We start from the raw sequence: 26,108 nt of genomic DNA, 5'->3' as shown, positions 1-26,108 counted from the left end.
TGATACCGGTGTCAATCGGCCACGGGGAAGGCTCCGGGTCGGCGATAACAGATCGGCGGCAAGCCGACGTCATGACATTCCTTGGGAGGAGGCACTATGTATCAGTATCGTCAGGGGCGCCCGTGCGCGCTTCGCAATGGGCTTGTGGCCGGTGTTTCGGGTCTGGCCATTGCGCTCACCCTGGGGGTCGCGTCGGCGTCCGCCCAGACCACCACCCCGCCGCAGGATGACGACGCGACCCAGGTCGACGAAATCGTCGTCACCGGCTTCCGCGCCTCGCTGGATGCCGCGCTGAGCATCAAGCGCCGCGAAGCCGGCGTCGTCGACGCCATCGTCGCCGAGGACATCGCCGACTTCCCCGACCTGAACCTGGCCGAAGCGGTCCAGCGCATCCCGGGCGTCTCGATCGACCGCGACGCCGGCGAAGGCCGTTCGATCACGGTTCGCGGCCTGTCCTCGGACTTCACCCGCACCCGCATCAACGGCATGGAGGCCCAGGCCACCACGGGCGGTTCCGACTCCTCTGGCGGCGCCAACCGCGGCCGCGGCTTCGACTTCAACGTCTTCGCCTCCGAGCTGTTCAACTCGATCACCGTGCGCAAGACGGCCGCCGCCGAGACCGAAGAAGGCTCGCTGGGCGCGACCATCGACCTGCAGGCGACGCGTCCGTTCGACTATGACGGCTTCACCCTCGCGGCCTCGGTCCAGGGCGGGTACAATGACCTGTCGGAGACCTACAATCCGCGTGGCGCCCTGCTGCTGTCCAACACCTGGAACGACGGCATGTTCGGCGCCCTGGTGTCGGTCGCCTATTCGGAACGCGACTCGATCGAAGAGGGCTTCAGCTCCGTGCGCTGGGCCCCGGCTGCGGCTCCGGGTTCGACCAACTCGGGCGGCTTCTGCTCGCCGATCGGCTTCTCGACCCAGAACCCCACCAACTCGGCCGCCAACGGCACCACCGCCACGACCTGCGCCACCGGCGTCGCGCGCCCGGCCAACACGGCTCAGAACAACGCGGCCTATGCCCTGGCCAATCAGGCGGGCGTCTTCATTCCGCGCCTGCCGCGCTATGGCCGTCTGACCTATTATCAAGAGCGTCTGGGCGTTACCGGCGCCTTCCAGTTCAAGCCCGATGAAGACACCGTCGCCAGCCTGGACATCCTGTATTCTAAGCTCGACTCCACCCGTCAGGAAGACTTCCTGGAGGCCCTCTCGTTCAGCCGCAACGCGGCGGCCGGCGGCCAGACCCAGATCGCTGTGCGTGACGCGGCCGTCGAGAACAACGCCCTGGTCTATGGCGTCTTCGACAATGTCGACGTCCGCTCGGAAAGCCGTTTCGACGTGCTCGAGACCGCCTTCACCCAGGTGAACTTCACCCTCGAACGCAACTTCACCGACACCTTGCGCGGCAAGTTCTACATCGGCCGCGCCCAGTCGGAATATTCCAACCCGGTCCAGACGACGGTCACGCTCGATCGCCAGAACATCCAGGGCTACTCCTACGACTTCCGGGGCAACCCGAACACGCCGGTCATCAACTACGGCTTCGACGTCGCCAATCCGGCCAACTGGTCGTGGCGCGATGTCAGCCTGGGCACGACCCTGGCCGCCCTGCCGCGCTCGGAAATCCGTCTGCGTCCCAACGGCGTAAACACCACCTTCGAGTCCGTGTCGGGCGATGTCGAATGGGATGTCAGCGATTGGCTGACCCTGAAGGCCGGCCTGAATGGCAAGACCTATCTGTCGGATTCCTATGAATTCCGGCGGACGGACGAAACCGTGGTGCCGAGCCTGCCGGCCGGCGTGACGGTCGCCAATATCTCGACCCTGCTGACCGGCTTCGGCTCGGACCTGGTGCCCGGCGGCACGGCCACGTCGTGGGTCCGTCCGGACCTCAACGCCCTGGCCAGCCTGTTCAACATCTACTGCAACTGCAACACGGGCGTGGCCGGCGGGGACTTCTCCCTGACCAGCGTCACCAACGGCAACGCCCGCGGCGGCAACCGCACGATCGAGGAAAAGGACTTCGCCTATTACGTCCAGGCGGACTTCAACACCGATCTGGGCGGCATGCCGGTTCGCGGCAACGTCGGCGTCCGCAAGGCCTATACCGAGCTGATCGCCGAGGGCTATTCCTCGACCGGCGGCGGCACGCGCGTTCGCGGCACCAACCAGTACGACGATCTCCTGCCGTCGCTGAACCTGGCCATCGAGCCGATGGAGGACCTGATCGTCCGCTTCGGCGCCGCCAAGGTCATGGCGCGTCCGCAGATCGGCAACACCCTGGCCGGCACCAACTATCTGGTCCCGACCACCTCGCTGTCGACGACGGGCCCGAACTTCACGGCCTCGATCGGCAACGTGAACCTGGAGCCGTTCCGGGCCAAGACCTACGACTTCACCGTCGAATGGTATTTCGCGCCGGAAAGCCTGCTGTCCTTCGCCTACTTCTACAAGGACATCGACACCTACATTCAGATCATCCGTCAGGATCTGCCCTACACGACCCTGACCGGCCTGAACCCCTCGGCCTTCGATCCGTCGCTGTGCACCGGCGTGTGCTCGGGTTCGACCGTCTTCCAGCTGACCTCTGCGGTGAACACCGAAGGCGGCCCGCTGAAAGGCTTCGAGATCAGCTATCAGCAGCCGTTCACCTTCCTGCCGGGGATCCTTCAGAACTTCGGCATCCAGGCGAACTACACGCACGTCGAGTCCGAGATCGACTACTGCAACGACGCACTGTGCGCGACGTTCGTGACCAACGACCTGATCAACCTGTCGCCCGAGGCCTACAACGGCACGTTCTACTACGAGGACGACCGGCTCAAAGCGCGGGTCTCGGCGTCCTACCGCCAGGCCTATCTGCAGAACGTTCCGGGCCGTAACGGCAACCTGATCGAAGGCAAGAACGACACCCTGAACTGGGACGTGTCGGCTTCCTACAACCTGACCGACCAGATCAGCCTGACGTTCGAAGGGCTGAACCTGACGGACGAGGAAAACCACCAGTACGTCGGCGACGACAGCCGTCAGTCGACGTCCGTCTATCAACACACGGGTCGCCAGTTCTATCTGGGCGCACGCTACCGCTACTAGGCTTCGTTCTCTCCTGAACGTAAAACTGGGGCCGGGGAGGGTAACCTCCCCGGCCTTTTCTTCGTCGGGAGAGCTCTCATGCCGACCATCACCGCCTTCGCCAATTCACCGGATCGGGGGCGCGGACTGGCGCGCGACACGCGGGTGCGATGGGCGCTGGAGGAGGTCGGGCAGGCCTATGACGTGCAGCTGCTCACCTTCCCCGAAATGAAGGAACCGTCACACCTGGCGCTGAACCCGTTCGGGCAGATCCCGACCTGGGAGGAGGACGGCCTCGCCCTGTTCGAGTCCGGAGCGATCATCCTTCGCATCGCGGAGACCCACCCGGGGCTGCTGCCGGCCGGGGAGGCGGCGCGGGCGCGGGCGATCATGTGGATGTTCGCCGCCGTCAACACGGTGGAGCCGCCGATCGTGGACCGCAGCATGGTCTTCCTGTTCGAACGGGAGGAGCCCTGGTTCGAAACGCGGCTCACGGCCGTGGAGACTCTTTGCCGGCGGAGGCTGGAGCAGCTCTCGGCCTGGCTCGGCGAGACGGAATGGCTCGACGGCGACTTCAGCGTCGGCGACCTGATGATGATCTCGGTGCTGCAGAGGCTGGGGTCGTCGGGGATCGTCGAACGGTTTCCGAACCTCGCCGCCTACGTCACCCGAGGCGAGGCACGTCCGGCTTATCAGAGCGCGTTCGCGGCCCAGCTTGCCGTGTTCGAGGCGGCGCAGAAGGCGGGCTAGCCTGCCGTTCTCCGACGGCCCGTCACGACGACGTCGACCGTGCGGTCGCGACGGATGCGGGCGATGCGGCTGTCCAGCGCCTGGGTCACGTCGCCGACGGTGACGGTGGTGATGACCCGATAGTGGTTCGAGGTGAATCCGGTCCCGGGCAGGGTCGGGGCGCCCTCGTTCGATAGGTCGGCGGGATTGAGGAAGCCGTTGCGCGCCCGGACCGCCAGCAGCTTGCCGGCCACCTCCGGATCGCGGGTCAGCAGGGACAGCAGGGGCAGGCCTACGGTGTTCAGATTGACGGTCGCGTCCTCGGGCAGGATGACGACATACGGCGCGAGTTTGTCGAGGTCGGCGCGGGGGACTCCGGCAGCCGCGATCAGGCTGTCGTCGGTCAGGGGCCCGGCGACGCGGACGACCGAGGCGATGCGGATCAGGGATGCCGGGTCGATGTTCAGGCTCGCGCCGATGGCCTGGAACAGGGTGATGGGGGCGGCCTCGCCCGAGTGCATGGCGTTGAGGTTGAAGCGGGACTGCTCGTCCTCGATGGCGAGGGCGAAGCGGCCGCCGGGGACTGAGATGTCCTGCTGACCGAGCTGGGCCCAGGGTTCGGACAGGTTGTCGGTCCCGGCGGCGACCAGGGCGTCGCGGCGCAGGGTGGTGACGGCCGACAGCTCTCCGGCGCGGGCGTAGGCGTTGGCCTGGGCCGCGTCACGCAGGCGGGTCGAGCGCTGGACCTCGATATCCTGGGTCGAGACCATGATCAGGACCGCGACGCTGGCCACGGCCAGGACCAGCAGGACGTTGAGGAGGATCATGCCCTCGCGGCGGGTCAGCCTGATCTTCATGGCGCAACGACCGGCGGGGTCGGGGCCATCAACGGGATGGAGGCGACGCGGCGCAGGGTGGCGGTCGGCTGGTCGTCGAGCCCGGTCAGGGTGATGTCGAGGGCGACGGCGGTGACGCCCTCGTCGAGCGCGGGACCGGTCGAAAGCGGCTGGCCGTCGGGACCGATGAGAGCGGGCTGCGCAGGCTGTTGCGGCTGGGGCCAGGTGTCGAGCCAGTCGCCGCGGCGACGGTGGAAGGTCCAGCGCAGGCTTGAGACCCGGGTCAGCAGGGTCTGGACCCGCTCGCCGCCCGCGCCCGTGATGGTGCGGGTCAGGGCGTCGCCGTTCAGGTCGTAGCGGACATTGACGATGCCGCCCGTGACATCGGCCTTCTGCAGCGACAGGGAGGAGCCGCCGCCGCCGAGCGAGCCGGTGATCTGGTCGAGGTCGGAAGAGACGACCAGCATGGCGCGCTGGATCTCCGCCATCCGGCCGAGGCGGGTGTCGGTGGCGTCCTGGGTGCGCAGGACGCTGTTCAGCAGGGTGAAGCCCGCAACGCCGATCAGGGCGAACAGCGCCATGGCGATCAGCACCTCGATAAGGGTGAAACCTTTGCGACGGCGCTTCGCTTCGCAAACGCGCGTGGTATCGACGGGCGAACGGAGAGACGCCCATGCTGAAGGTCTGGAGAACGCGAGACGGCGAAGGCGGCCGGGCTGCGGGCGCATTTCAGTTCGAACGGCTGACGGTGAAGGTGACGCGCTGGCGCGTGGTGCTGGCAGGCGTGGGCCTCGGCGCATATGCGTTGGGCCTGATCGCCATGGCGCCGTCCGAGATCATCGTGGCGAAGTCGTCGAACGGCGAACGACAGGCGGTCGGGACGATCTGGGCGGGAGAACGGGCCATGCCGGGCGGGTTCGGGGCGCGCTGGGCGGTGATGCCGTTCAGCTCGATCCTGCATCTGTCGGGGGCGTTGCGGCTGGGTCTGCGCGGACCGGACACGGCGGCGACGATGCAGGCGCTGGCGCGGCCCGACCGGGTTCTGGTGCGCGATCTCGAGGGAACCGGCTCGATGCGGCTGATCAATGCGGCGGCGCCTGGCCTGCCGTTCGCCTGTTCGTCGGTGATGCGGTTCGACGTGGCGCGGCTGTCGATCAAGGGCGCGCCCGAAGGGGCGGGGACGATCGCGGTCTCGCCCGGCGACTGTGCGCCCACGGGCGGCGGGGCGGCGACACCCCTGCCGGCGCTGAACGGGACGGTCTCGGCGGACGGTGCGGCGACCACGGTCGTGTTCGCGCGGGCGGACTCCGCGGCCGAGGTGATGAAGGCGCGGGTGCAGTCAGACGGCGGGCTGACCGCCTCGGTCGAGCCGGGGGGCGTCGGCCTGATCCCCGGCGTCGGGGCGCCGGTGTCGATCGAGACCACCCTGTAGGCTTCGCGGCTCACAGCCCGGCGATGTTGTTGAGGTTCACGATCGGCATGAGGATGGCGAGCACCATCAGCAGCACGATCCCGCCCATCACCAGCAGCACGCCGGGCTCGACGAGCGAGACGAGGGCCTGGACGAGCGAGTCCAGCTCCTGCTCCAGATCCTGGGCGGCGCGTTCGAGGCCGTGGCCCAGTTTCCCCGACTGTTCGCCCGCCGCAACGATGGCCAGCAGCAGGGGCGGGAACACGTCGGCCTCGGCCATGGCGCGGCGCAGGGACGATCCCTCGCGAACGCGGGCGGCGACGAGGATGGCGCGTTCGCGGGCGAAGCGGTTGGGGGTGACGGCGGCGGAAGCCTGCAACGCCTCGACCAGAGGCACGTCGGAGCGGACGAGGGTGGCCAGCGATCCGGCGAACCGGGCGGCGTTCAGGTGCTGGACGAAGCCGGCGAAGGGCGGGGTCTTCAGCAGGAATTCGGCGAAGCGGCGCGCATTGGCGGGCACGGCCAGCCAGCGATTCCATGCGACGCCGGCGACCACAAGCGCGATCAGAACGTAGACGCCGAAGGTCTGAACAAAGGCCGAGAGCGCGATCAGGGCGCGGGTCAGGAAGGGCAGTTCGGCCCCGCGCGACACGAACACCTTCACGATGTCCGGCACGACATAGATCATCATCAGGGTGATCATCAGCAGGGACACCCCCGCCAGCAGCGCCGGATAGAGCAGGGCCAGCTGGACCTTGCGGCGGGCCTTCTCCTGATTGCCGACGAACTCGGTCAGGTGGGCGAGCACAGTCGACAACTTGCCCGACTGTTCGCCGGCCGCGATCGAGGCGCGGTAGAATTCGGGGAAGACTTTTGGGTGACGGGCCAACGCCGAGGCGAAGCTGCGGCCTTCGAGGATGGCGGAGCGCACGTCGGTCAGGACGACGCCGATGGGCTGGCCCTCGGTCTGCTGGGCGGCGATGCGCAGCGCCTCCTCGATGCGGATGTCCGAACCGATCAGGGTCGAGAGCTGGCGGGTGACGGCGGACAGGGTCTTCGAGCTGATCTTCCGCTGGAAGATGACGATGCCTTTCGACAGGTCGGTCTTGCGGCGCTCGCCGGCGAGGGTGACGGCGGTGGGCAGGAGGCCCCGGTCGCGGACCAGCTGGCGCGCGCCGACGTCGGAGGCGGCCTCGATCGTCCCCTTGTGCGGCTTGCCTTCCGCATCGACGGCCTGGAAGGCGAAGACGGGCATCAGGCGTCCCTCATCACGCGTCTTCCCGGACCACGCGGGCGACTTCCTGGACGGAGGTCTCGCCGGTCAGGGCCTTGGCGGCGCCGTCTTCCAGCAGGCCCGGACCGCGCTGGCGGGCGAGGCGGATCAGGTCGGCCTCGGCGGCGCCGTCGTGAATGGCCTGCTGCATCTCGCCGTCGATCTCGATGACCTCATAGACGCCAAGCCGGCCCTTGTAGCCTTCGCCGCGGCACTCGGGGCAGCCGACGGGGCGGAAGATGCGGGCGCCGACCGGAACAACGCCGCCGGTCATCTCGCTGTCGGCCGTGGTGGCCTCGGCAGGCGACTTGCAGTGGGGACAGAGGCGGCGGACCAGACGCTGGGCGATCAGGCCCGAGAGCATGGGGGCCAGCAGATAGCGTTCGACGCCCATGTCGATCAACCGGGTCACGCTGCCGACCGCCGTATTGGTGTGCAGGGTCGACAGCATCAGGTGGCCGGTCATCGAGGCGCGGACGGCGACCTCGGCCGTCTCGTGGTCGCGGATTTCGCCCACCATGATGACGTCGGGGTCCTGACGCAGGATGGCGCGCAGGCCGCGGGCGAAGGTCAGGTCGATGCGGGCGTTGACCTGCATCTGGCCGATGCCGTCGAGCGCGTACTCGATCGGATCCTCGACCGTCATGATGTTGCGACGGCGGTCGTTGAGACGCGTCAGGGCCGAATAGAGGGTCGTCGTCTTGCCCGAACCCGTCGGGCCGGTGACCAGGATGACGCCGTGCGGACGGGTGATCATCCGCTCGAAGGTCTCGAGGTCGCGGTCGCTCATGCCCAGCTGGCCGAGGTCGAGCGAGGTCGAGCCCCGGTCGAGCAGACGCAGCACGACGCGTTCGCCGTGCTGGGACGGGATGGTCGAGACGCGGACATCGACGTCGAGGCCGCCGATGCGCAGGGTCACGCGGCCGTCGTGGGGGACGCGCTTCTCGGCGATGTCGAGGCGGGCCATGACCTTGATGCGGCTGACCAGAAGCGGGGCCAGGGCGCGGGCGGGCTGGAGCACCTCGCGCAGGACGCCGTCGATGCGGAAGCGGACGACGAGCCGCTTTTCCTCGGCCTCGATATGGATGTCGGAGGCGCCGTCGCGGATGGCCTGGAGCAGCAGGGCGTTGATCAAACGGACGACCGGCGCATCGTCGCGGCTGTCCAGCAGGTCGTCGACGGCGGCGGCGTCCTCGGCCAGGGCGGCGAGGTCGTCCTCGGAGGCGGCGTAGTCGGCGGCGGGCGCCGCCTCGCCTCCGGTCTGTTCGCGCAGGATGGCGTCGAAGCGGTCGTCGTCCACGGCCTCGAAGGCGATGTCGGCGCCGTTGACCCGACGGACTTCCAGCAGGGTCTCGAGGGTGGCGCTGCGGCGGTGCAGGCAGACGGGACGGTCGCCGCCACGCAGGATCATGGCGCCTCGACGACGGGCGAAACCGTAGGCGAGGCTGGCGGTCGGGGCGACGGGTTCTTCGAGGCTCATGGCTGAAGTACGCGCAGGGTTACGTCGACGACGCCTTCGGAGGCGCCGCGCCGGATGTTGACGCTGGACAGGGTCGCGCCGGAGGCTTCCAGCGCCGCGAGCCAGGGGATGACGGCGTCGTAGCGGGCGCCGGTCACGCTGACCTCGGCCGAATCCCCGTCGCCGGTGATGGTCGGAACGATGCCGAAGGTCGCAGCCTGGACCGGGATGGCCTCCTGCAGCGGGCCGGAGAGGGCGGCGGTCGAGGTCGAGACGGCGCCGCCGGCGGTGCGGACGTCGACCATGACCTGTTCGTAGGCGGCGATCCGGCCGATCGCCGCGGCGCGGGCGTCGAGCAGGGGACGCAGGATGAGCAGCCAGACCACGGCGATGATGATCAGGCCGCCGAGGAAGGCGATCATCGCCTGCTCCCGGCGCGAGCGGGACGCCATCCAGACGGCGGCGTTGTCGAGGGCGGGGGACCTCATCCGGCGCCTCCGGGGGTGATCTGTATGGTGGCGTTGAGGCCGTTGGTGGCTTGGGTCGCGTCGACGGCGGCGGGCGCGCCGGTGGCGGTCAGGCCCGAGGCGTTCAACGCAGCCACGGCGCGGTCGAGCGTCGCGGCGTCCGCGACGGCCACGCCGAGGTCGAGCGATCCGGGGGCGTAGACGGCGGAGTTGAAGGCCACGGCTCCGGCGCCCGGCATGGCGCCCGAGGTCTGGGCCAGCAGCCGGGTGAACGGGCGCACGCCGCCGCCGGCCGAGGGCAGGATGCGATCGGCGGCGGCGATCAGGTCGTCCTCGGCCGCAATCTGGGGCGCGACGAACTGGAGCAGGGTGCGGGCCTCCGCCTCCTTCTTCTCCGCCATGGTGTGCAGCAGGAAGGTGTCGACCCCAAGAATGCCGATGTGAGCGAGAACGCCGATGCCGGCGACCAGCGTGAGGGTGCGGGCCGCGCTCGGGGCGCCGGAGCGGGTGGCGGCATAAACGCCCTGACGCAGGTCTAGCGGCGGCAGTACGGCGACCGTCTCACCCATCGATCCGAGCAGGGCGGCTTCGCTCTCGACGCCGTCGGCCAAGGCTTCGGGCAGGGGATCGCCGACGGTCTGGAGACGGGGCTTGCCGGCGGCGGTCCAGGCCGCATCGATTGCCGACAGAGGCAGGGCGAAACCGGCGCCGTTGTCGGTGCGGACCAGGGCGCGATCGGCCTCCGCCTTCACGACCCAGGCGCCCGGAGACGGCATGGGCAGGGTCAGGGCGTCGGGCAGCAGGATGGCGGGTTCCAGCTCGGCCTCGGCCAGCAGGGCGATCCACGACGACATCCGCGCGTGGCGGACGACCCCGGCGACGTGGCGGCGCGGGGCGACCTCCATGCCGAGGGCGAAATGCAGGGTGGACAGCGGCTCGCCGACGGCGTCTTCCAGCGCATAGGCCAGGTTGGCCAGACGCGCGGCGCGGGTCGGGAAGGGCAGATCGACCGTCAGGGTCAGGACGTCTTCCGAAGGGACCAGAACCGTTGTCGGGCCGGCATAGGTCCGGTCGACTGCTATGATTCTGTCATCGACGATGCGCCATAAGCCTCGGCTCGGAAGGTTCGAACGGGCGGGTCGACCGAGCATTGGCGAAACTCAATAGAAGGGCGTGGTCGGAGGCGATGACCCGGTCTATAGCAGCGAAAACAAGCCTGTCGCCACTGCCTGCGCCGTCGAGAAAAAGTGTCATGATTACTTTGTCCAAGCGTCACAAGCTTAACCGTCGTCTTGATGCGCGGCGTGCGGGCCTGACTTTGGTCGAGATGATCGTGGTGCTGGCCATCATCGCCGTCGTCGCCGTGCTGATCGTGCCGAACGTGATCGGCCGCCCGGACGAGGCGCGGGTGACCGTGGCCAAGACCGACCTGAAGACCATCGCCACGGCCTTGCGGATGTACCGTCTCGACAACGGCGACTATCCGACGACGCAGCAGGGGCTGGAGGCGCTGGCCTCGCGCCCGACGGTGGCGCCCGAACCGCACGCCTATCCGGCCGAACCCTATCTGACCGAGGTCCCGACCGATCCGTGGGGCAAGCCCTATGTCTATCGCAGCCCGGGCTCGGGCGGCGCCTATGACCTGTTGTCCTATGGCAAGGACGGCAAGGAGGGCGGCGAGAAGCTGGACGCCGACCTGAACGAACGAACGCGCTGATGGCCGCTGTCGGGGGACAGAGGATGAAGCGTCGCTCCGGCATGACGCTGGTCGAGATCCTGGTGGTGCTGGCCATCGTCGGGGTGATGGCGGGCGTCGTCACCCTGGGCGTCGGCGCCGCCGATCGCGGCATGGGCGTGGAGACCGAGGCCAACCGTCTGGCCGACCGGCTCAGGCTGGCCGCCGACGACGTGCTGGTGACGCGGCGGCCGCTGTCGCTGGCCTTCGATGGCGAGGGATATGGCTTCGTGCGCGGCGACGGCGAGGCGACCGGTGTCGTAGACGCCCTCGCCGAACGACACGCCCTGCCGGACGGCGTCCGGATGGTCGGGCTGGGCGTAGCTTCGCCCGTGTCGATCGATCCCGACGGCGCTCAGCCGGTCGCGGCCTTCGGCCTGGCCAAGGGAGACCGGCGCTGGCGCGTTACCTTCGACGGACTGAACGCCGTGGCCGAGCCGGTCAGCGAAGAGGCGCCGGCATGAGGGCCGGATATTCCCTGATGGAGGCGCTGGTCGCCCTGTTCATTCTGGCCATCGCCACGGTCGGGCTTACGCGCGCGACCCAGGCCCATGTCGATGGCGTCCGTGGTCTGGAACAGCGGGTTGTGGCCCAGTGGGTGGCCGAGAACCGGCTGGTCGAACTGAATCTCGAAGGGCCCGTGCAGACGCCGGACGCGTCCGTGGTTCGCATGATGGATCGCGACTGGGACGTGCGGGTCGCGCGGAGAAACACCGACGATCCCGATCTGGTCGCCGTGGACGTCGCCGTGTCGCCGGCCGGTTCGGGGCGAGAGGCCGTGCGCCTGTCCGGCTTCGTCGATCGGGGGGCCGCGGCATGACCCCCGAACGCAGGGACGAGATCGCGCTGAGAGTCGTCAGCGTCGTGGTGGTCGGATCGCTGGCGCTGGCGCTGGCGGGCCTGACCTGGCGGCTGACCGGCTGGAACGACGGGCGCGACGAAGTGGCCGTGGCAGCGAGCCTGCCGCCTCTGGGCGGAGCGGCGGCGCCGGGCGCGGACGCCGACGTGGCGCGCATCGTGTCGCTGGCGCCGTTCGGCGGTGCGACGGCGGCGGGAGGGCTTCCCGGCTCTACGCTGGGCTTGGTGCTCAAGGGTATTTTGATGGCCTATCCGCCCAGCGCCTCGACGGTCCTGATCGCGGTCGGCGACGGCCCGGCCGCTATCTATGGCGTAGGCCAGACGCCGGTCGGTGACGCGGTGATCGAATCCATCGAGGTCGATCATGTGATCCTGTCGTCCGGCGGCGCGCGTCAGCGACTGGACTTCCCCGAGCCTGTGGCGATCGACCCGGCCACCGTGTCCGGTGCGACGCCGGGCGCCGGCATCACCGTGACCCCGGTCCAGCCCGCGCAGTCGCCGGAAGCGGCGGCGGCGCTGGCCATGTCCTCGCCCGTGGCCAGTGCGGCCGCAGCGGCTCAGCAAGCACCCCGCGTCGCCGATACGGGCGCGACGCCCAATGTCGCCGCAGCAGCGGGGGCGGCCGGTGTCACCGCGACGGGCGCCGGCTATCGCATCGGGCCCAACCCGTCCGCCGAACTGCGCCGTTTCGGCCTGCAGCCCGGCGACGTGATCGAGACCCTGAACGGCCAGGCGGTCGGCACAGCGGCCAGCGATCAGCAACTCATCGAACGCGCCCGGTCCGCCGGACAGGCGCGCGTCGTCATTCTTCGGGAAGGCCGCCGCCTGACCGTCAACCTTCCCCTTCGCTAGGAGCCCGGCGTGACGAAGTTTCTCCGCCTGACCACCACCAGCGTGCTGGCCCTCGGCCTCGCCGTCGGCCCCGTCGGGTCCGCCTCGTTCGCACAGACCGTGGCTCCCGCGCCCGTCGCGATGCAGGACGTCGTCATCAACATGCGCGGCGCCGACATAAAGGACGTCGCCGAACAGGTCAGCCGCATCACCGGCCGCACCCTGGTGCTCGACCCGCAGGTGCAGGGCGTCGTCAACGTCGTCTCGGCCGAGCCGCTGAGCCGCAACGGGGTGTGGGAGCTCTTCCTGTCGGTGCTGCGCACCTCGGGCTTCGCGGCCGTGCGCAGCGGTAACGTCTGGCGCGTCGTGCCCCAGGCGACCGTGGTCCAGAGCGGGGCGTCGGAGACCGGCGCGGCCAGCTCGAACCAGCAGATTGTGACCCGTCTGGTGCGTCTTCGGAACCTGCCGTCGGATCAGGCCGTGCGCGCCCTGCGTCCGCTGGTATCCTCGTTCGGCGCCATCGAAGCCCTCACCGAGCCGAACGGCGTCGTGGTCACCGACTACGCCGAGAACATCCGCCGCGTTCAGCAATTGGCCGCGACGCTCGATCAGGGCGGCGGGACCTCGTTCGACAGCATCGCCCTGCGCTATGCCTCGGCGACCGAGGTTGCGGCGTCGGTCAGCGCCCTGCTGGGTTCCGACTCAGGCGGACCGCGCGTGACGGCCGACGAGCGGTCCAATGTGCTGCTGATCCGGGGCGACGCGGCCGATCTGGCCCAGGCCCGATCGATCGTTCAGGCGCTCGATACGCCGGGCGGGGCGACGCCGGTGACACGGGTGGTGCGCCTTCGGAACTCCGACGCGGAATCGATCACGGAGATCGTGCGCGGCCTGCTCGGCGGCGAACCTGCGGCGACCAATCCAGTGGCGCGGTCGCTGCGCAGCACGACGGGACTGGCCAGCCTGAGCGCCTCGAACCGCGACACGGCGGCCCAGGCGGCCAGCGCCATCTCGTCGTCGGGTGAGGGTGCGGCGACGGCGCCCGCCGGGGCTGCGGCTCGACCCGAAGGCTTCACCGCTGACGGGGTGACGGTTCAGGCCTCGCCCGAGCTGAACGCCGTGGTCATGCGCGGTCCGCCCGCGACGGTGACCATGCTGGAGGAGGTGATCAGCCAGCTCGACCTGCGTCGCGCCCAGGTGAAGATCGAGGTGGCCATCGTCGAGATCACCGGCGAACTGGGCGAGCAGATCGGGGTGCAACTGGGCCTCGGCGGCGCTGTGCCGGCCGATGGCGTGATCGGCGGTACGGGCTTCTCGAACGCCGGCACGGATCTGGGCACGGTATTGACGGCCCTGGGCTATCCGGCCGGACGTCTGCTGGGCGCGGGCCTGTCGCTGGCGGCCGGGTCGGAGGGCGACTTCGGCCTGCTGCTTCAGGCCGTGGGCACCAACAACGCCGCGAACCTGCTGTCCTCGCCCAGCATCACGGTGCTGGACAACGAGGCGGCCGAGATCGTGGTCGGCCAGAACGTGCCGTTCCGGACCGGCAGCTTCGCCACCGACGGCAACTCGACCAACCCCTTCACGACCATCAGCCGCGAGGACGTGGGCCTGACACTGCGGGTCGTGCCGCGCGTGCACGAAGGCGGCGTGGTCCGGCTGGAGGTCAGCCAGGAGATTTCGTCGCTGGTTCCGACGGCCGTGATCGGAGCGGCGGACCTGATCACCAATCGCCGCAGCCTGCAGACGTCGGCGCTGGCGGACGACGGCGAGACCATCGTGCTCGGCGGGCTCGTCACCGACGACCGCCAGACCGCCAACAGCCGTGTGCCGGGTCTGGGCAGTCTGCCGCTGGTCGGCGCCGCCTTCCGCTCCCGTCGCGACAGCCAGACGCGCCGGACCCTCTTCATCTTCCTCAAGCCGACGATCCTTCGCGACAGCGCCTCGGTCGCGGCTGAGGCGCAGGAGGCCTACGACCGGCTGCGACGCTCGGAGCCGGTGCGGCTCGATCCGACGCGGCCCGAGCCGATCGCCCGCGATCCCCGGCTCCAGCCCGGGGTGGACGAGGTCTTCTAGCGTTTCCCGGTGAACCGGGGGATGACGAGGTCGGGATCGACCTCGGCCGTTTCGGGCGGGGGCGTCACCGGATGGCGCTGGTCGGTGAGGCGCAGCAGGGGGGCGGCGATCCGTGTCCGTTCCTCGGCGCGACGATAGACGGTCTGGCCACCGAACAGGGCCGCGGCCCCGGCCAGGGCTCCGCCGAAGAAGATCAGCAGGGCCGTGAAGGCGCCGTCCCACCAACGATCCCGGCCATAGACGGCGGTGGGCGCGGCGATGGCCGCGGCCGGCGTCGGCGGACGCGCGGTCGTCGGTTCGGCCAGGGTCATCAGCGCCCCGCCGCGCGCCAGCATCATCGGCACATTGGCGCGTGGGACGACGGCATAGGCGCCAGGTCCCGTGCGCATCAGGGCGATGTCCTGATCCAGCAGGGCGGCGCCGAAGTCCTTCAGCAGGGCGTCCGACGAATACCAGCCGTCGGCGCGGAAGGTCACGAGGCCGTCGATCGCCGGGTCGATGCTCAGGTCATAGGCGAGGGCCCCGCCGACCACATCCTGGGCCGCCTCGGCGACGGGGGTGTCGGTGAAGCTGAAGACATAGAACTGCAACGGCTCGGCGGCGGCCGGGACCGGCGTGTTCGCGGGCGCCTGGGGCTGAGCCAGGGTCGGGGCCGGGGCGGCGACCAGCATCAGGGCCAGCAGGGCGGGGCGGAGCAGACGCATCGGAAGTCTCGATACCATGCCCACCTCATGCGGACCTAAGACGACAGGACGATGAAATCGCCGCCTGTGTCGGCTAGGGTGCGCCCGACCGGCGGTCTACCGCCCGATTCAGGAGACCGACGTGGTCCAGGTTCCCGGCGCCGCCCGACGCGCCGCCGCCTTCCGCCGAATGCGCGACGCCCGCTCCAGCGAGGTGGCGGAGGACTATGTCGAACTGGTCGGCGACCTGATCGCGGAGACCGGCTCGGCGCGGCTGACGGATCTCGCCGATTGCCTCGGCGTGGCGCCCGCGACGGCGGCCAAGGCCTTGCAGCGTCTGCAGCGCGACGGACTGGTCGAGACCAAGCCCTATCGCTCCATCGCCCTGACCCCGGCGGGTGAGACGATGGCGGCGGCGTCGCGCGAGCGGCACCGGATCGTGCACGAGTTCCTCATCGCGCTGGGCGTGACGGGAGAGACCGCCGAGGCCGACGCGGAGGGCATCGAACATCACGTCAGCCCCGAGACCCTCGCCCTGTTCGAAGAGATGACGAAGCGGCTTCGCAAGGGCGGCTGATTTCCGCGCATCCGGAGACGATTTGTCGCGTATAAGGATTCAGCCTTGGCTGAATTCCCGGACCCGCGATGACCGCCCCCACCGATCCAGACCACACCCGCTCCCTGCCGGAAGCGCACCGGACCATTCCGGTCTGGACGCAGGGGAGCGTGGCGCGGCCGTGGTGGCGGCGGATGCTGGCCTTCTCCGGCCCCGGCTTCCTGGTCGCGGTCGGCTATATGGATCCCGGCAACTGGGGCACCGACCTCGCGGGCGGCAGCCAGTTCGGATACGCCCTGTTGTGGGTCATCCTCGCGTCCAACCTGATGGCCATCTTCCTGCAGGTGCTGTGCGCGCGGCTGGGGCTGGTCAGGGGACAGGACCTCGCCCAGGCGTGCAGGGACTCCTATTCGAAGCCCACGTCGGTCGCGCTCTGGCTGCTGTGCGAGATCGCCATCATCGCCTGCGACCTCGCCGAGCTGGTCGGGGCGGCGGTGGCGTTAAACCTGCTGTTCGGCATCCCTCTGGTGTGGGGCGTGCTGATCACCGGGTTCGACGTCTTGATCCTGTTGATGCTGGTCAACGTGGGATTCCGCTGGCTGGAGGCCATCGTCATCGCCCTGGTCACGACCATCGGCGTCTGTTTCGCCTGGTCGATCTTTCTGGCCCAGCCCGACTGGGCGGCCGCGGCGCACGGCGCCCTCGTGCCGAGCCTTCCGGGCGGAGGCGCGTTGCTGATTTCGCTGGGCATCCTCGGTGCGACGGTGATGCCGCATAATCTCTATCTGCATTCCTCGATCGTGCAAACGCGCGCGCATGGGCGCGGGATCGCCGACCTGAAGTCGGCCATCGGCCACAACACGGTCGACACCATCGTCGCTCTCGGCGCGGCCTTCTTCGTCAATGCGGCCATCCTGGTGCTGGCGGCGGCGGTCTTTTTCAAGGCCGGGATTGTCGTCGATGACCTTCGTCAGGCGCACGAACTGCTGAAGCCCGCGCTGGGCGGCGCGGCGGCGACGGCCTTCGCCGTGGCCCTGCTGTGCTCGGGTCAGTCCTCGACGATCACGGGGACTCTGGCCGGTCAGATCGTCATGGAGGGATTTCTCAAGATCCGTATCAAGCCGTGGATCCGGCGGCTGATCACACGGTGCATCGCCATCGTCCCGGCCCTGATGATCGTCTCGGCGACGGGCGGGCGGGATACGGTCCAGCTGCTGGTCGTCAGCCAGGTGGTGCTGTCGATGCAGCTGCCGTTCGCCATCTTCCCGCTGATGATGCTGACATCCGACAAGGCGAAGATGGGGGAGTTCGCCAACGGTCGGATCGTAAAGGTGATCGGCTACTCGATCTGCGCGGTGATCGCCTCGCTGAACGTCTATCTGCTGTGGAGCGTGATCGGGCCGATCTGGCTTGGCCTGCTGGCGGCGGTGATGATCGGCTTCGCGGCCTGGGTCCGGTTCGGCTACCGCGCGCCCGCTATTTGAGGAAGGCGCTCGCCCGGACCGCGCCGGTGGCGAGGTCGATGCGGAAGCTCAGACCCTGAAAACTGTCGGCGAGCAGAACCCTGTCCTTCAGCCGCATGGCGACAAATGCGTCCTGACCCTCGCCCTTCGGCGGATGGGCGATCCAGCGACGGCGCCCGGTCGCATGCAGCCGAACGATGGCGCCGCGCTCGCTCTCGGGCGCGGACAGGCCATGCAGGATAAGGCGGTCGCCGTCGGCCAGTTCGATCTGTGTCATGGCAGAGGGATCGGGTCGGAGAAGCTTTCGGCCGGGATCAACTCGAGCAACTGAATCTGTCGGCCGCCCCCGGGCTGGTCGAAGGCGGGAGCCGCGATACCGACCTTCATCAGGGTGCCGGCGGGAACGGTGACGACGGAATAGAACTCGGCCGTGTTGGCGGGGGGCAGGGCCATGGCCTCGCGCACGCCCTGCGACGATGTCGGCTGGACGGGAGACAGCCAGGCGCCCAGCCGGTTCGCGCCGCCGCCATAGGCCCGGTAGAAGGTCATGACCCGGTCGGTGCGAACCTCCTCGACCGGTCCGGCCCAGGCCTCGACGAGCACGGCCGGGGCGGGCGTCGCATAGGTCGTGGGCGCGGCGACCGTGCCGCAGCCCGCGAGGCCCAACGTCAGCGCGGCCATAATCAGCATGACCGGCGTCAGCAGCCACCCGCGCGTCGCCGCCTTGAAGTTCGTCATCGTCAGCTCCCCGTTCCCGAGGGGAGGCTACACCGGCGTCGGCGTCAGCGCCTAGTAGACGTCGCGGCGGTAGCGGCCGGTCTCGACCAGATCCCGCAGGGCCTCGACGCCGAGGACGGCTTCCAGCGCCGCGTTCACCCCGCCGGCCATGCCTTCGAGGCTGCCGCAGACATAGATCGCCGCGCCGCGCGCGGTCCAGTCGCGGAGGGTCCGGGCCTCGGCCTCGATCACGGCCTGGACGTAGCGACCGTCGCCGGGGTCGCGTGAGAAGGCGCGGTCGAGGCGGGTCAGGGTCCCGTCGGCCAGCCAGGTCTGCAGCTCGGCGTCATGGAAGCTGTCATGGGCGGCCGTGCGCTCGCCGAACATCAGCCATGCGCCGCCGGTCGCTCCGGAGGCCGCCCGCGCCTTGAGGTGCGATCGAAGCCCGGCGATGCCCGTGCCGTTGCCGATCAGGATCATCGGCGTCGCGGCGTCCGGACCATGGAAGGCGCGGTTGGCGCGAATCCGCATCGGCGCGATCTCCCCGACCTTCAGCGTCTCCGTCAGCCAGCCGGAGGCGAGGCCGGGCGCTCCGTCGGGGCGTCGCATCAGGCGGATCAGGAATTCGGCGCGGCCGTCCGCGGGCAGGGAGGCCACGGAGTATTCTCTGTGGGCCAGACCGCCGTCGGGGGAGGGCACGCCGACCTCGGCGATGTCGCCTGCGACCCATTGCAGGACGCCGTCGACAGGTTCGAAGGCCAGATGCCATGCCCCTTCGCCGGGACTGCCGGGATTGAGCAGGCGCCGCTCGACCAGACGCCAGTCGGCGTAGGCGGGCGGGGCCCAGTCGGGGGCGGCGACGCTGCCGGTCAGGCGGCTGAGCTCGCCCTGCCAGTGGCGGATGGCGGCGGCGTCGCCGTTGTCGACCTCGACCGGGTCGAACAGGGCCTGCGCGCCCGCGGACCGCAGCCAGCCGTCGAGCGCCCGGCCGAACCCGCAGTACTCTGCATAGGTCCGGTCGCCGAGCGACAGCATGCCGAAGCTGACGCCGGTCAGATCAGCTTGGCCCTTCATGACCTTGCGGACGAAGCCGGAGGCGCTGTCGGGAGCGTCCCCCTCGCCAGTGGTCGAGGCGATGAACAGGACGCGGACCGCCGTGGTCAGGTCAGCGAGCTCGATGTCGGCGAAGGACTTCACCTGGACGGAGTGGCCGGTGTCGGTGAAGGCCCTGGCGGTCATCTCGGCCAGTTCGTCGCCGAAGCCGGTCTGGCTGGCGACAGCGATCAGGGTCGCACCGCGCTCGGCGGCCGGGGTGGCCTTCTTGCGGAACCGCCAGATCGTCCAGGCCGTGAACACCAGCCAGACGACGACGGTCGCAGCCGCCCACAACAAGCGGATCGGGTCGTCGATCACGCGGTTTCGTCCTCGTCCATCATGGCGACGAAGGCGGGGGTCAGGTGTTCGACGACGCCATCGGCCGTGCGCACCACCATCTGGGCGGCGAGGCCGTAGGCTTCGGCGAGGCCGGGACCCTCCTCGGGACCGATCACGGTCAGGACGGTCGCCCAGGCGTCGGCGATCATGGCGCTGGCGTGAAACACGGTGACCGAGGTCACGCCGTTGTCGATCGGCCGGCCGGTCTTGCCGTCGATCGTATGCGGATAGACGCGGCCATCGTGCTCGAAGGCGCGCCGCCAGTCGCCGGAGGTGGCGACCGCGATGTCCACGAGGGCGGCGACGGTGCGGGAGGAGGGGGCGCCCGGAGGCTCCTCCAGCCCGATCCACCACGGCTGGCCGTCGGGCTTCACGCCGGCGCCCCGCATCTCGCCGCCGATCTCGACCAGATGCGAGGTCGCGCCGAGACGGGTCAGGGCCGCGGAGACGCGGTCCACGGCGTGGCCCTTGGCGATGCCGGAGAAGTCGAGCTTCATCCCGCCGGGCTGCATGGCCCCGCGTGCGTCGCGGTTCAGGCGCAGTTTCTGCCAACCACTGACGGTCAGGGCCTCGGCGATCTCCTCGTCGGACGGAACGGGAGAGCCGATCCGCGGACCCGGCGGGCCGAAACCCCACAGATCGACAAGCGCGCCGAGCGTCGGATCGACCGCGCCGTCGGTGTCGTCGGCGAGGTTCATCGAGGCGTCGAGGACGGTCCAGAAGGCTTGGGACAGAGCCCAAACACCGGCGGGCGCGGCGTTGAAACGGGAGATCTCGCTGGATCGGTCCCACGGGCTGAAGACGGCGATGACACCGGCCAGTTCGACCTCGATGGCGGCGGACACGGCAGCCTCGTCGACGCCGGGCGGGACGACGGCGCCGACCGACCAGGTCGTGCCCATGGTCTGCCCCTTGAGGCGCAGGACCTCACCGCCCGGCGGCCGGGACGGCGGCGCATCCGTCGGCGGGATCAGGACGCGGGTCGCCGCCCGCTCGTCCGCCTGGCGGAGATCGAGCGGCGGCGGCGCGCCGCGCGATCCGCCGAGGGTCAGGGCAGGACCTGCAGGACGGCGGTGTACTGGGCCGAGGCGACGGGCGGGCCGCCGCGACCTTCGCCGCCGGTCGGCGCCGGGGCCGACGGGTCGCGCCAGCTGGTGTTGACCCAGTACATCCCGGCTTCCGGCCAAGTGATCGTCACCTTGCCGTCGGCGTCGGTCTTGAGCGTCTGCTCTTCCGGATTGTCGCGGTACTGCAGGCCGCCGCGCGCCACGATGACGTCGGCGTTGGCGTAGGGGCGACCCTCGCGCAGGAATTGGAAGGTCCCCGCCTCGCCTGCGACCAGGTCGTTCGGGTGGGTGACCGGAACCATTTCGATGCCGACGCCGGTCGGCAGGAAGACGCTCGTGGTCGGCTCGCCCAGGGTGACGAAGGTCTCCAGACGGTTGGCGCTCGGCGCCGAGACGACGTCCGTCGCGCCTTGCGGAATGTTGGCGAGCAGGTCGGCCGCGGGACCGCGCCAGCGGCCGGGCGTTCCGTTCAGCATCCAGGCCGCGTTCACTCCGCTGGAGGCGTTGGCGATCTTCCAGGTGCCGGGCTTGTTGATCTCGACGTCGAAGGTGGTGCGATAGGCGCCCTGCATCAGATTGGCGGCGACGCCGGCGGATCCGTCGGGGGCGGTGATGCTCAGCGACTGGGGCGACAGGCGCAGCGGGGCGTGGTCGGCGATGAAGACGCCGTTCGAGGCGCCGGCGTCGAACGAGACCCAGAAGCTGTCACCGGACAGGACGGTGTGCGACGGCATCAGCCAGCCACGGTGAGCGCTGGCGGACATGGGCGCGGCCACGGCGGCCAGGATGGCGAGGGCAGGGAGGATGAACTTCTTCATGCGACTGTTCCTTAGCGGGTGACGGCGACGCGGACGGCGCCCAGTTCGGAGGTTCCGGCGGCGGAGGCGGTGTTGGCGGCGCCGCCCCAGGTGAAGGGCACGCGGACGACCTCGCGGCCGCCCTGTTCGCGGGCCGCCTCGACGACGATGTTGTAGGAGCCGCGCGGCAGGCTGGCGAGGCGGGCGCCGGAGACGGTCACTGTCTGGCGGCCCGGCGCACGGGTCGGGCCGGTGATGCCGTCGATGGGCAGGGCCATGGCCCGACCGCCCTTGCGCCACCAGGTGCGGATGTCCTTGAGGTATTGCTCGCCCGTGCCTTCGCCGCGACCGGTGTCGCCGGCCTCATACCACAGGGCGATGGTGCGGACGGCCGTCTGGGCCGGGTCCTGCTGCTCGATCCACACCGCGACGTAGGGGCGGTGATAGGCGGCGGTGGCGACGGTCGGCACCTCCAGCGTCACGGTCAGGTCGGCGGCCACGGCCGGGGCGGCGAGCGAGGCGGCGCCGGCGGCGAGGATCAGGGGCAGGGTACGCGACGACATGGGGGAGAACTCGTCAGTGGATGAAGATGAGGGCGATGATGACCGGGATCGCGATGCCCAGTCCGACCAGGGGCCAGGTCGAGGCGCGGGTCCGGGCGTGCAGCCACAGCAGGGTCAGACCGGTGATCGTGAAGACGATGCAGGCCACGGCGAAGACGTCGATGAACCAGTACCAGACGACGCCGGTATCCCGACCCTTGTGCAGGTCGTTGACGTAGGCGACCCAGCCGCGCGTCGTGGTCTCCTTGAGCGCCTCGCCCGTGGCGCGGTCGATGGTGACCCAGCCGTCGGAGCCGGGCCCCTTCAGCGCGACATAGATCTCGTCGGGGGCCGTCTCGGTCGGCTTGCCGGCGACGGAGACGTCCAGCTCGGATGACACCCAGCGGGCGATGGCGTCGGGGACCGGATCGGTGGTCTCGTCGGGGAAGTCGGACAGCCGTTCCAGCAGGGGTGCGGGCAGGGTCGCCGTGGTCTCGACCGTCACCGGCTCAGCCGGAATCTGGGCCGCGTGGTTCAGGGTGATGCCGGTGACGGCGAACAGCAGCATCCCGGCCAGCGACAGCCCCGCCGAGATCCAGTGCCAGCGGTGCAGTTCTTTCAGCCAGAAGGCTCGGGCGCCGTTCATCGAGCGCGCGCTGGGCGCAGCCTTGGCGACAGGTTTTGCAGCGGCGTCGGTCACGCACGGCCTGTGCCAAGGTTGAGAATGATTTGCAAGTGGCGAAACCTGTGTTCCGTCGCCGCACCGCTTTGGCGACAGGGCGAATCCCGGCTGATAGGGTCCCCGAAGTGGCGACGAGGAGCATCCTGATGCGGCGTATCGGTCTGGCGGCGGCGATGGCGATGTGTCTGGCGGGACCCGGATGGGCGCAGTCCTCCGATCCGGTCGAGGCGGTGGATGTCTTCATCGGCACGGCGGGCAAGGGTCATACCTTCCCGGGGCCGGTCGCCCCGTTCGGCATGGTGCAGCTGAGCCCCGACACCGACTATCGCTACTTCCGCCAGTCCTATGACTGGGCCTCGGGCTATCGCACCGACGACCCGACCATCATGGGGTTCTCGCACACCCATTTCTCGGGCACGGGCCACTCGGATCTGGGCGACGTCCTGATCACGCCCCAGACCGGCGAGACCATCCGCTGGGACGTGGGCGACGTCGCCACCCCGGGATCGGGATACCGCTCGCGCTACGACAAGAGCTCCGAGACCGCCGAACCGGGCTACTATTCGGTCCAGCTGACCGACACGAACGTCCGCGCCGAACTGACCGCCGGCGTGCGCACCGGCCTGCACCGCTACACCTTCGCGGAAGGGTCGCGAGCGCGGGTGCTGCTCGATCTGCGCAACTCCATCTACGACTATCCCGGCAAGGTCCTGTGGTCGCGCATCCGGGTCCATCCGGACGGCACGGTCACCGGCTTCCGCGAACTGCGCGGCTGGGCCCCGGGGCGTCAGCTCTATTTCGCCATGCGCTTCTCGGCGCCCATGGTCGGCCACGAGATCCAGAACCGCGAGACCGACGTTCCCTACAACGGCTTCCGCCAGCCGGGCCGGGCGCTCGACGACCGGCAACAGGTCCAGGGCCGGGCGCTGGAGGCCGCCTTCGAGTTCGGCACGCTGACCGGCCCGCTTCTGGTCAAGGTCGCCATCTCCTCGGTCGACGAGGCCGGCGCCATCGCCAACCTGGAATCGGAAGGCGAGGGCTTCGACTTCGACGCCCGGCGCGCGGCCACCCGCGCCGCCTGGAACGAGGCCCTCGGCGCCGTCGACATCGAGGCCGAGCCGGAGATGCGCACCACCCTCTATACCGCCCTCTATCACGCCCTGATCGCGCCCTCGGTCCACTCCGACGTCGACGGCCGCTGGCGCGGTCCGGACAATGCGGTCCATCAGGCGGACTTCACGGTCCACTCGACCTTCAGCCTGTGGGACACCTTCCGGGCCGAGCATCCGCTGTTGACCCTGCTGGCCCCGGCCGGGCGCAACGCCGACATCGTCAACTCGCTGATCGCGGCGCAACAGGTCAGCCCCTACGGCATCCTGCCGGTCTGGTCGTTCCACGGTCAGGAGACCTGGACGATGATCGGCTATCACGCGGTTCCGGTCATCGCGGACGCCTGGCTCAAGGGCATTCCCGGCATCGACGGAGAGGCGGCCCTGAACGCCATGGTCGCCTCGGCCACCTACCGCCCTTACGGCGGCCTCGGCGACTACATCGACCTCGGCTACGTCCCCATCGACCGCGAGCCGGAGGCCGCCTCCAAGACGGTCGAGTACGCCTATGACGACTGGACCATCGCCCGCATGGCCGAGCGTCTGGGCCGCACCGACGTCGCGACCGAGTTCGACCGCCGCGCCGGCTTCTGGCGGAACACCTGGGACCAGGAGACCCGCTTCGTCCGCGCCCGTCTGGCCGACGGCTCCTTCCGGGAGCCGTTCGATCCGGTCGCGATCAACTACGGCTCCGACTACACCGAGGGCAACGCCTGGCAGTATTCGTGGTTCGTGCCCCAGGACATGGCCGCCCTGGTCGACGTCATGGGCGGCGACGCGGCGACGGTGGCGAAGCTGGACGCGATGTTCGACTATGACAACTCGGGCCTCGACTACTCCCACGCCGAGGACATCGCCGGCCTGATCGGCCAGTACATCCACGGCAACGAGCCCAGCCACCACTCTGCCTACGCCTATGTCTATGCGGGCCAGCCGTGGCGGACGCAGGAGCGGCTGAAGCAGATCGTCGAGAGCCAGTACCACTCGCGCCCCGATGGCCTGGCCGGCAACGACGACGTGGGCCAGATGTCGGCCTGGCTGATGTTCACGGCCATGGGCTTCTATCCGGTGACGCCGGGCTCGGGTCAGTATGTCATTGGCCGCCCGTTCACGGATCGCACGACGCTGAACCTGCCGAACGGTCGCCGGTTCGTGATCTCGACAGCCGGACTTACGGACGCCAACCGCTACATCCAGTCGGTGACCCTCAACGGCCGTCCGCTCGACCGGACGTGGATCGGGCACGACGAGATCACCGCCGGCGGCGAACTGCATTTCGTGATGGGCGCGCGGCCAAACCGGACCTGGGGCGTGGGCCAGGCGGCGCGGCCGTATTCGATGAGCGCCGAATAGGAGGGAGTGTACGTCGATGACGTATCTCGAGCCTTGCTTCATATACGCCAAAGGCGTATAGTCTTTCGTGGATTTCTTTCGGACGAAGAGCTACGAGAAGGGCCTGAAGCGGCTGACCAAGCTCGGCGCGTCGAAGGCCGATCTCGACGCCATCGAGCCGATGATCGCAGCCAACCCTGAGGCGGGCGACGTCATCAAGGGGTCCGGCGGTCTTCGCAAAATCCGCTTCGCCTACGGCGCGGCGGGAAAGAGCGGCGGCGGTCGGACGATCTACTATGTGCTGGTCGGCGAGGATCAGGCTTATCTTCTGACCGCCTATCCCAAGGTGGACAAGGATGACCTCACGGCCGGTGAGCTGAAGCTGTTCAAGACCCTGATCAAGGAGTTGCTCAAATGACCAAGCGGACGTCGGTGGGGCTGGATATCGAGGCCGGGCTTCGCGAGGCGATCGCCCATCGCAAGGGCGAGATCGCTTTGGCGTCGCGGCATGTCGATCCGATGTCGCCCGAGCGGATCAAGGCGATCCGGAAATCCGTCGCCAGAAGCCCCAAGGAGTTCGAGGCCAGGTTCGGCATTCCGGCGAGAACGGTCGAGGGTTGGGAACAGGACCGGCGCAAGCCCGACCCTGCGGCCCGTGTCCTGCTCGCCGTCATCGAAAAAGACCCGGGAGCCGTTGAGCGCGCTCTGGACGCGGCCTAGCTTCACCGGTTCGACGGCGCAGGCGAGCATCTGTTCGAAACCGAGCTCTTCGGCCCGGCGCCCAGGTCTTCGCCTTCACTTTCGGCTAAGTTCGTCGCACGAATTTTTATATCAGGCGCCGGAAACCTGATCTGGTCAGTGCTGGCGGGCCGCGCGTTACCCCGAACGCGCCTTGGTATCGCGGCGCCCTATAGTGTGCGGTCCCGGTTCGCGGAGAGAGCGAACAGCGGATTTCGTCCGTTTCGTCACGTTTCGT

At 69.2% G+C, this 26,108-nt stretch carries 27 protein-coding genes; 13 read left to right on the top strand and 14 right to left on the bottom strand.

Going from position 1 to position 26,108, the window contains the following annotated elements; genetic code table 11:
• The first annotated feature begins 144 nt into the window (after positions 1 to 144).
• Together ACQY68_RS13130 and ACQY68_RS13125 are read left to right on the top strand one after the other, a co-directional pair.
• Positions 145 to 3,096 (top strand): TonB-dependent receptor, encoded by a 2,952-nt coding sequence (locus ACQY68_RS13130; protein WP_428149913.1) that lies wholly within the window; start codon positions 145 to 147, stop codon positions 3,094 to 3,096.
• 78 nt (positions 3,097 to 3,174) lie between these two features.
• Entirely contained in the window at positions 3,175 to 3,825 is a 651-nt protein-coding gene (locus tag ACQY68_RS13125) for a glutathione S-transferase family protein (protein ID WP_428149911.1), read from the top strand.
• Here ACQY68_RS13125 and ACQY68_RS13120 read toward each other — a convergent pair.
• Together ACQY68_RS13120 and ACQY68_RS13115 are read right to left on the bottom strand one after the other, a co-directional pair.
• Entirely contained in the window at positions 3,822 to 4,661 is an 840-nt protein-coding gene (locus tag ACQY68_RS13120) for a general secretion pathway protein GspK (protein WP_428149910.1), read from the bottom strand. The genes ACQY68_RS13125 and ACQY68_RS13120 overlap by 4 nt on opposite strands.
• Positions 4,658 to 5,368, bottom strand: coding sequence for a prepilin-type N-terminal cleavage/methylation domain-containing protein (locus tag ACQY68_RS13115; RefSeq protein ID WP_428149908.1), 711 nt, complete (start codon positions 5,366 to 5,368; stop codon positions 4,658 to 4,660). Before ACQY68_RS13115 ends, ACQY68_RS13120 begins: the two co-directional genes overlap by 4 nt.
• On the opposite strand from ACQY68_RS13115, the gene ACQY68_RS13110 reads away from it, so the two are divergent.
• Positions 5,314 to 6,072: a hypothetical protein gene (locus ACQY68_RS13110; RefSeq protein ID WP_428149906.1), complete on the top strand. Its 759-nt coding sequence runs from the start codon at positions 5,314 to 5,316 to the stop codon at positions 6,070 to 6,072. The genes ACQY68_RS13115 and ACQY68_RS13110 overlap by 55 nt on opposite strands.
• Before the next feature lie 10 nt (positions 6,073 to 6,082).
• On the opposite strand, the gene ACQY68_RS13105 is transcribed toward ACQY68_RS13110, so the two are convergent.
• Genes ACQY68_RS13105 through gspL form a run of 4 tightly spaced genes read right to left on the bottom strand, consistent with a single transcriptional unit; the run spans position 6,083 to position 10,401 of the window.
• The gene (locus ACQY68_RS13105; protein ID WP_428149905.1) at positions 6,083 to 7,306 is read right to left on the bottom strand and encodes a type II secretion system F family protein; all 1,224 of its coding nucleotides are present in this window, start codon (positions 7,304 to 7,306) and stop codon (positions 6,083 to 6,085) included.
• 13 nt (positions 7,307 to 7,319) lie between these two features.
• Complete coding sequence (gene gspE, locus ACQY68_RS13100; RefSeq protein ID WP_428149904.1) at positions 7,320 to 8,804, bottom strand: type II secretion system ATPase GspE; 1,485 nt, start codon at positions 8,802 to 8,804, stop codon at positions 7,320 to 7,322.
• Positions 8,801 to 9,271 carry a type II secretion system protein GspM gene (gspM, locus tag ACQY68_RS13095; RefSeq protein WP_428149902.1) on the bottom strand — a complete coding sequence of 157 codons (471 nt, stop codon included), beginning with the start codon at positions 9,269 to 9,271 and terminating at the stop codon, positions 8,801 to 8,803. The genes gspE and gspM overlap by 4 nt, the downstream gene beginning before the upstream one ends.
• Positions 9,268 to 10,401: a type II secretion system protein GspL gene (gspL, locus tag ACQY68_RS13090; protein ID WP_428149900.1), complete on the bottom strand. Its 1,134-nt coding sequence runs from the start codon at positions 10,399 to 10,401 to the stop codon at positions 9,268 to 9,270. The genes gspM and gspL overlap by 4 nt, the downstream gene beginning before the upstream one ends.
• A 101-nt stretch (positions 10,402 to 10,502) precedes the next feature.
• Here gspL and gspG point away from each other — a divergent pair, with 101 nt between their 5' ends.
• Genes gspG through gspD form a run of 5 tightly spaced genes read left to right on the top strand, consistent with a single transcriptional unit; the run spans position 10,503 to position 14,750 of the window.
• Positions 10,503 to 10,967: a type II secretion system major pseudopilin GspG gene (gspG, locus tag ACQY68_RS13085; RefSeq protein ID WP_428149899.1), complete on the top strand. Its 465-nt coding sequence runs from the start codon at positions 10,503 to 10,505 to the stop codon at positions 10,965 to 10,967.
• A gap of 23 nt (positions 10,968 to 10,990) precedes the next feature.
• Positions 10,991 to 11,449: a GspH/FimT family pseudopilin gene (locus ACQY68_RS13080; RefSeq protein ID WP_428149897.1), complete on the top strand. Its 459-nt coding sequence runs from the start codon at positions 10,991 to 10,993 to the stop codon at positions 11,447 to 11,449.
• Entirely contained in the window at positions 11,446 to 11,805 is a 360-nt protein-coding gene (gene gspI / locus ACQY68_RS13075; protein ID WP_428149895.1) for a type II secretion system minor pseudopilin GspI, read from the top strand. Before ACQY68_RS13080 ends, gspI begins: the two co-directional genes overlap by 4 nt.
• Positions 11,802 to 12,695 carry a type II secretion system protein N gene (locus tag ACQY68_RS13070; RefSeq protein WP_428149894.1) on the top strand — a complete coding sequence of 298 codons (894 nt, stop codon included), beginning with the start codon at positions 11,802 to 11,804 and terminating at the stop codon, positions 12,693 to 12,695. Before gspI ends, ACQY68_RS13070 begins: the two co-directional genes overlap by 4 nt.
• A 9-nt stretch (positions 12,696 to 12,704) precedes the next feature.
• Positions 12,705 to 14,750 carry a type II secretion system secretin GspD gene (gene gspD, locus ACQY68_RS13065; RefSeq protein ID WP_428149893.1) on the top strand — a complete coding sequence of 682 codons (2,046 nt, stop codon included), beginning with the start codon at positions 12,705 to 12,707 and terminating at the stop codon, positions 14,748 to 14,750.
• On the opposite strand, the gene ACQY68_RS13060 is transcribed toward gspD, so the two are convergent.
• Positions 14,747 to 15,454 (bottom strand): hypothetical protein, encoded by a 708-nt coding sequence (locus ACQY68_RS13060; protein ID WP_428149892.1) that lies wholly within the window; start codon positions 15,452 to 15,454, stop codon positions 14,747 to 14,749. The genes gspD and ACQY68_RS13060 overlap by 4 nt on opposite strands.
• Positions 15,455 to 15,575: 121 nt before the next feature.
• Here ACQY68_RS13060 and mntR point away from each other — a divergent pair, with 121 nt between their 5' ends.
• Positions 15,576 to 16,010, top strand: a complete 435-nt coding sequence (gene mntR, locus ACQY68_RS13055) for a manganese-binding transcriptional regulator MntR (protein WP_428149890.1) — start codon at positions 15,576 to 15,578, stop codon at positions 16,008 to 16,010.
• Positions 16,011 to 16,078: 68 nt separating this feature from the next.
• The gene (locus ACQY68_RS13050; RefSeq protein ID WP_428149888.1) at positions 16,079 to 17,473 is read left to right on the top strand and encodes an Nramp family divalent metal transporter; all 1,395 of its coding nucleotides are present in this window, start codon (positions 16,079 to 16,081) and stop codon (positions 17,471 to 17,473) included.
• Here the strand turns inward: ACQY68_RS13050 and ACQY68_RS13045 are convergent.
• The 7 genes from ACQY68_RS13045 to ACQY68_RS13015 form a co-directional block, all read right to left on the bottom strand.
• A complete protein-coding gene (locus ACQY68_RS13045; protein ID WP_428149886.1) occupies positions 17,466 to 17,729 on the bottom strand; it encodes a hypothetical protein in 264 nt (87 codons plus the stop codon). The genes ACQY68_RS13050 and ACQY68_RS13045 overlap by 8 nt on opposite strands.
• Positions 17,726 to 18,190 (bottom strand): hypothetical protein, encoded by a 465-nt coding sequence (locus ACQY68_RS13040; protein ID WP_428149885.1) that lies wholly within the window; start codon positions 18,188 to 18,190, stop codon positions 17,726 to 17,728. The genes ACQY68_RS13045 and ACQY68_RS13040 overlap by 4 nt, the downstream gene beginning before the upstream one ends.
• Positions 18,191 to 18,241: 51 nt before the next feature.
• Positions 18,242 to 19,582: a sulfite reductase subunit alpha gene (locus ACQY68_RS13035; RefSeq protein ID WP_428149883.1), complete on the bottom strand. Its 1,341-nt coding sequence runs from the start codon at positions 19,580 to 19,582 to the stop codon at positions 18,242 to 18,244.
• A complete protein-coding gene (locus tag ACQY68_RS13030) occupies positions 19,579 to 20,505 on the bottom strand; it encodes an FAD:protein FMN transferase (RefSeq protein WP_428149881.1) in 927 nt (308 codons plus the stop codon). The genes ACQY68_RS13035 and ACQY68_RS13030 overlap by 4 nt, the downstream gene beginning before the upstream one ends.
• A 146-nt stretch (positions 20,506 to 20,651) precedes the next feature.
• A complete protein-coding gene (locus ACQY68_RS13025; RefSeq protein ID WP_428149879.1) occupies positions 20,652 to 21,488 on the bottom strand; it encodes a DUF4198 domain-containing protein in 837 nt (278 codons plus the stop codon).
• A gap of 11 nt (positions 21,489 to 21,499) precedes the next feature.
• Positions 21,500 to 22,030, bottom strand: a complete 531-nt coding sequence (locus tag ACQY68_RS13020; RefSeq protein ID WP_428149878.1) for a DUF2271 domain-containing protein — start codon at positions 22,028 to 22,030, stop codon at positions 21,500 to 21,502.
• A gap of 13 nt (positions 22,031 to 22,043) precedes the next feature.
• Entirely contained in the window at positions 22,044 to 22,709 is a 666-nt protein-coding gene (locus tag ACQY68_RS13015) for a PepSY-associated TM helix domain-containing protein (RefSeq protein WP_428149876.1), read from the bottom strand.
• Between the two features lie 128 nt (positions 22,710 to 22,837).
• Between ACQY68_RS13015 and ACQY68_RS13010 the strand changes: the two genes are divergently transcribed.
• The 3 genes from ACQY68_RS13010 (at position 22,838) to ACQY68_RS13000 (ending at position 25,852) form a co-directional block, all read left to right on the top strand.
• Entirely contained in the window at positions 22,838 to 25,153 is a 2,316-nt protein-coding gene (locus tag ACQY68_RS13010; RefSeq protein WP_428149875.1) for a GH92 family glycosyl hydrolase, read from the top strand.
• 67 nt (positions 25,154 to 25,220) lie between these two features.
• Complete coding sequence (locus ACQY68_RS13005; RefSeq protein ID WP_428149873.1) at positions 25,221 to 25,550, top strand: type II toxin-antitoxin system RelE/ParE family toxin; 330 nt, start codon at positions 25,221 to 25,223, stop codon at positions 25,548 to 25,550.
• Positions 25,547 to 25,852 (top strand): helix-turn-helix domain-containing protein, encoded by a 306-nt coding sequence (locus tag ACQY68_RS13000; RefSeq protein WP_428149872.1) that lies wholly within the window; start codon positions 25,547 to 25,549, stop codon positions 25,850 to 25,852. Before ACQY68_RS13005 ends, ACQY68_RS13000 begins: the two co-directional genes overlap by 4 nt.
• The last annotated feature ends 256 nt before the right edge of the window (positions 25,853 to 26,108 follow it).

The sequence above is a fragment of the Brevundimonas sp. genome (assembly GCF_965278935.1).
Taxonomy (GTDB): domain Bacteria; phylum Pseudomonadota; class Alphaproteobacteria; order Caulobacterales; family Caulobacteraceae; genus Brevundimonas.
Note: the sequence above shows the minus strand (reverse complement) of the source record. Positions and strands in the feature narration are given on the sequence as shown.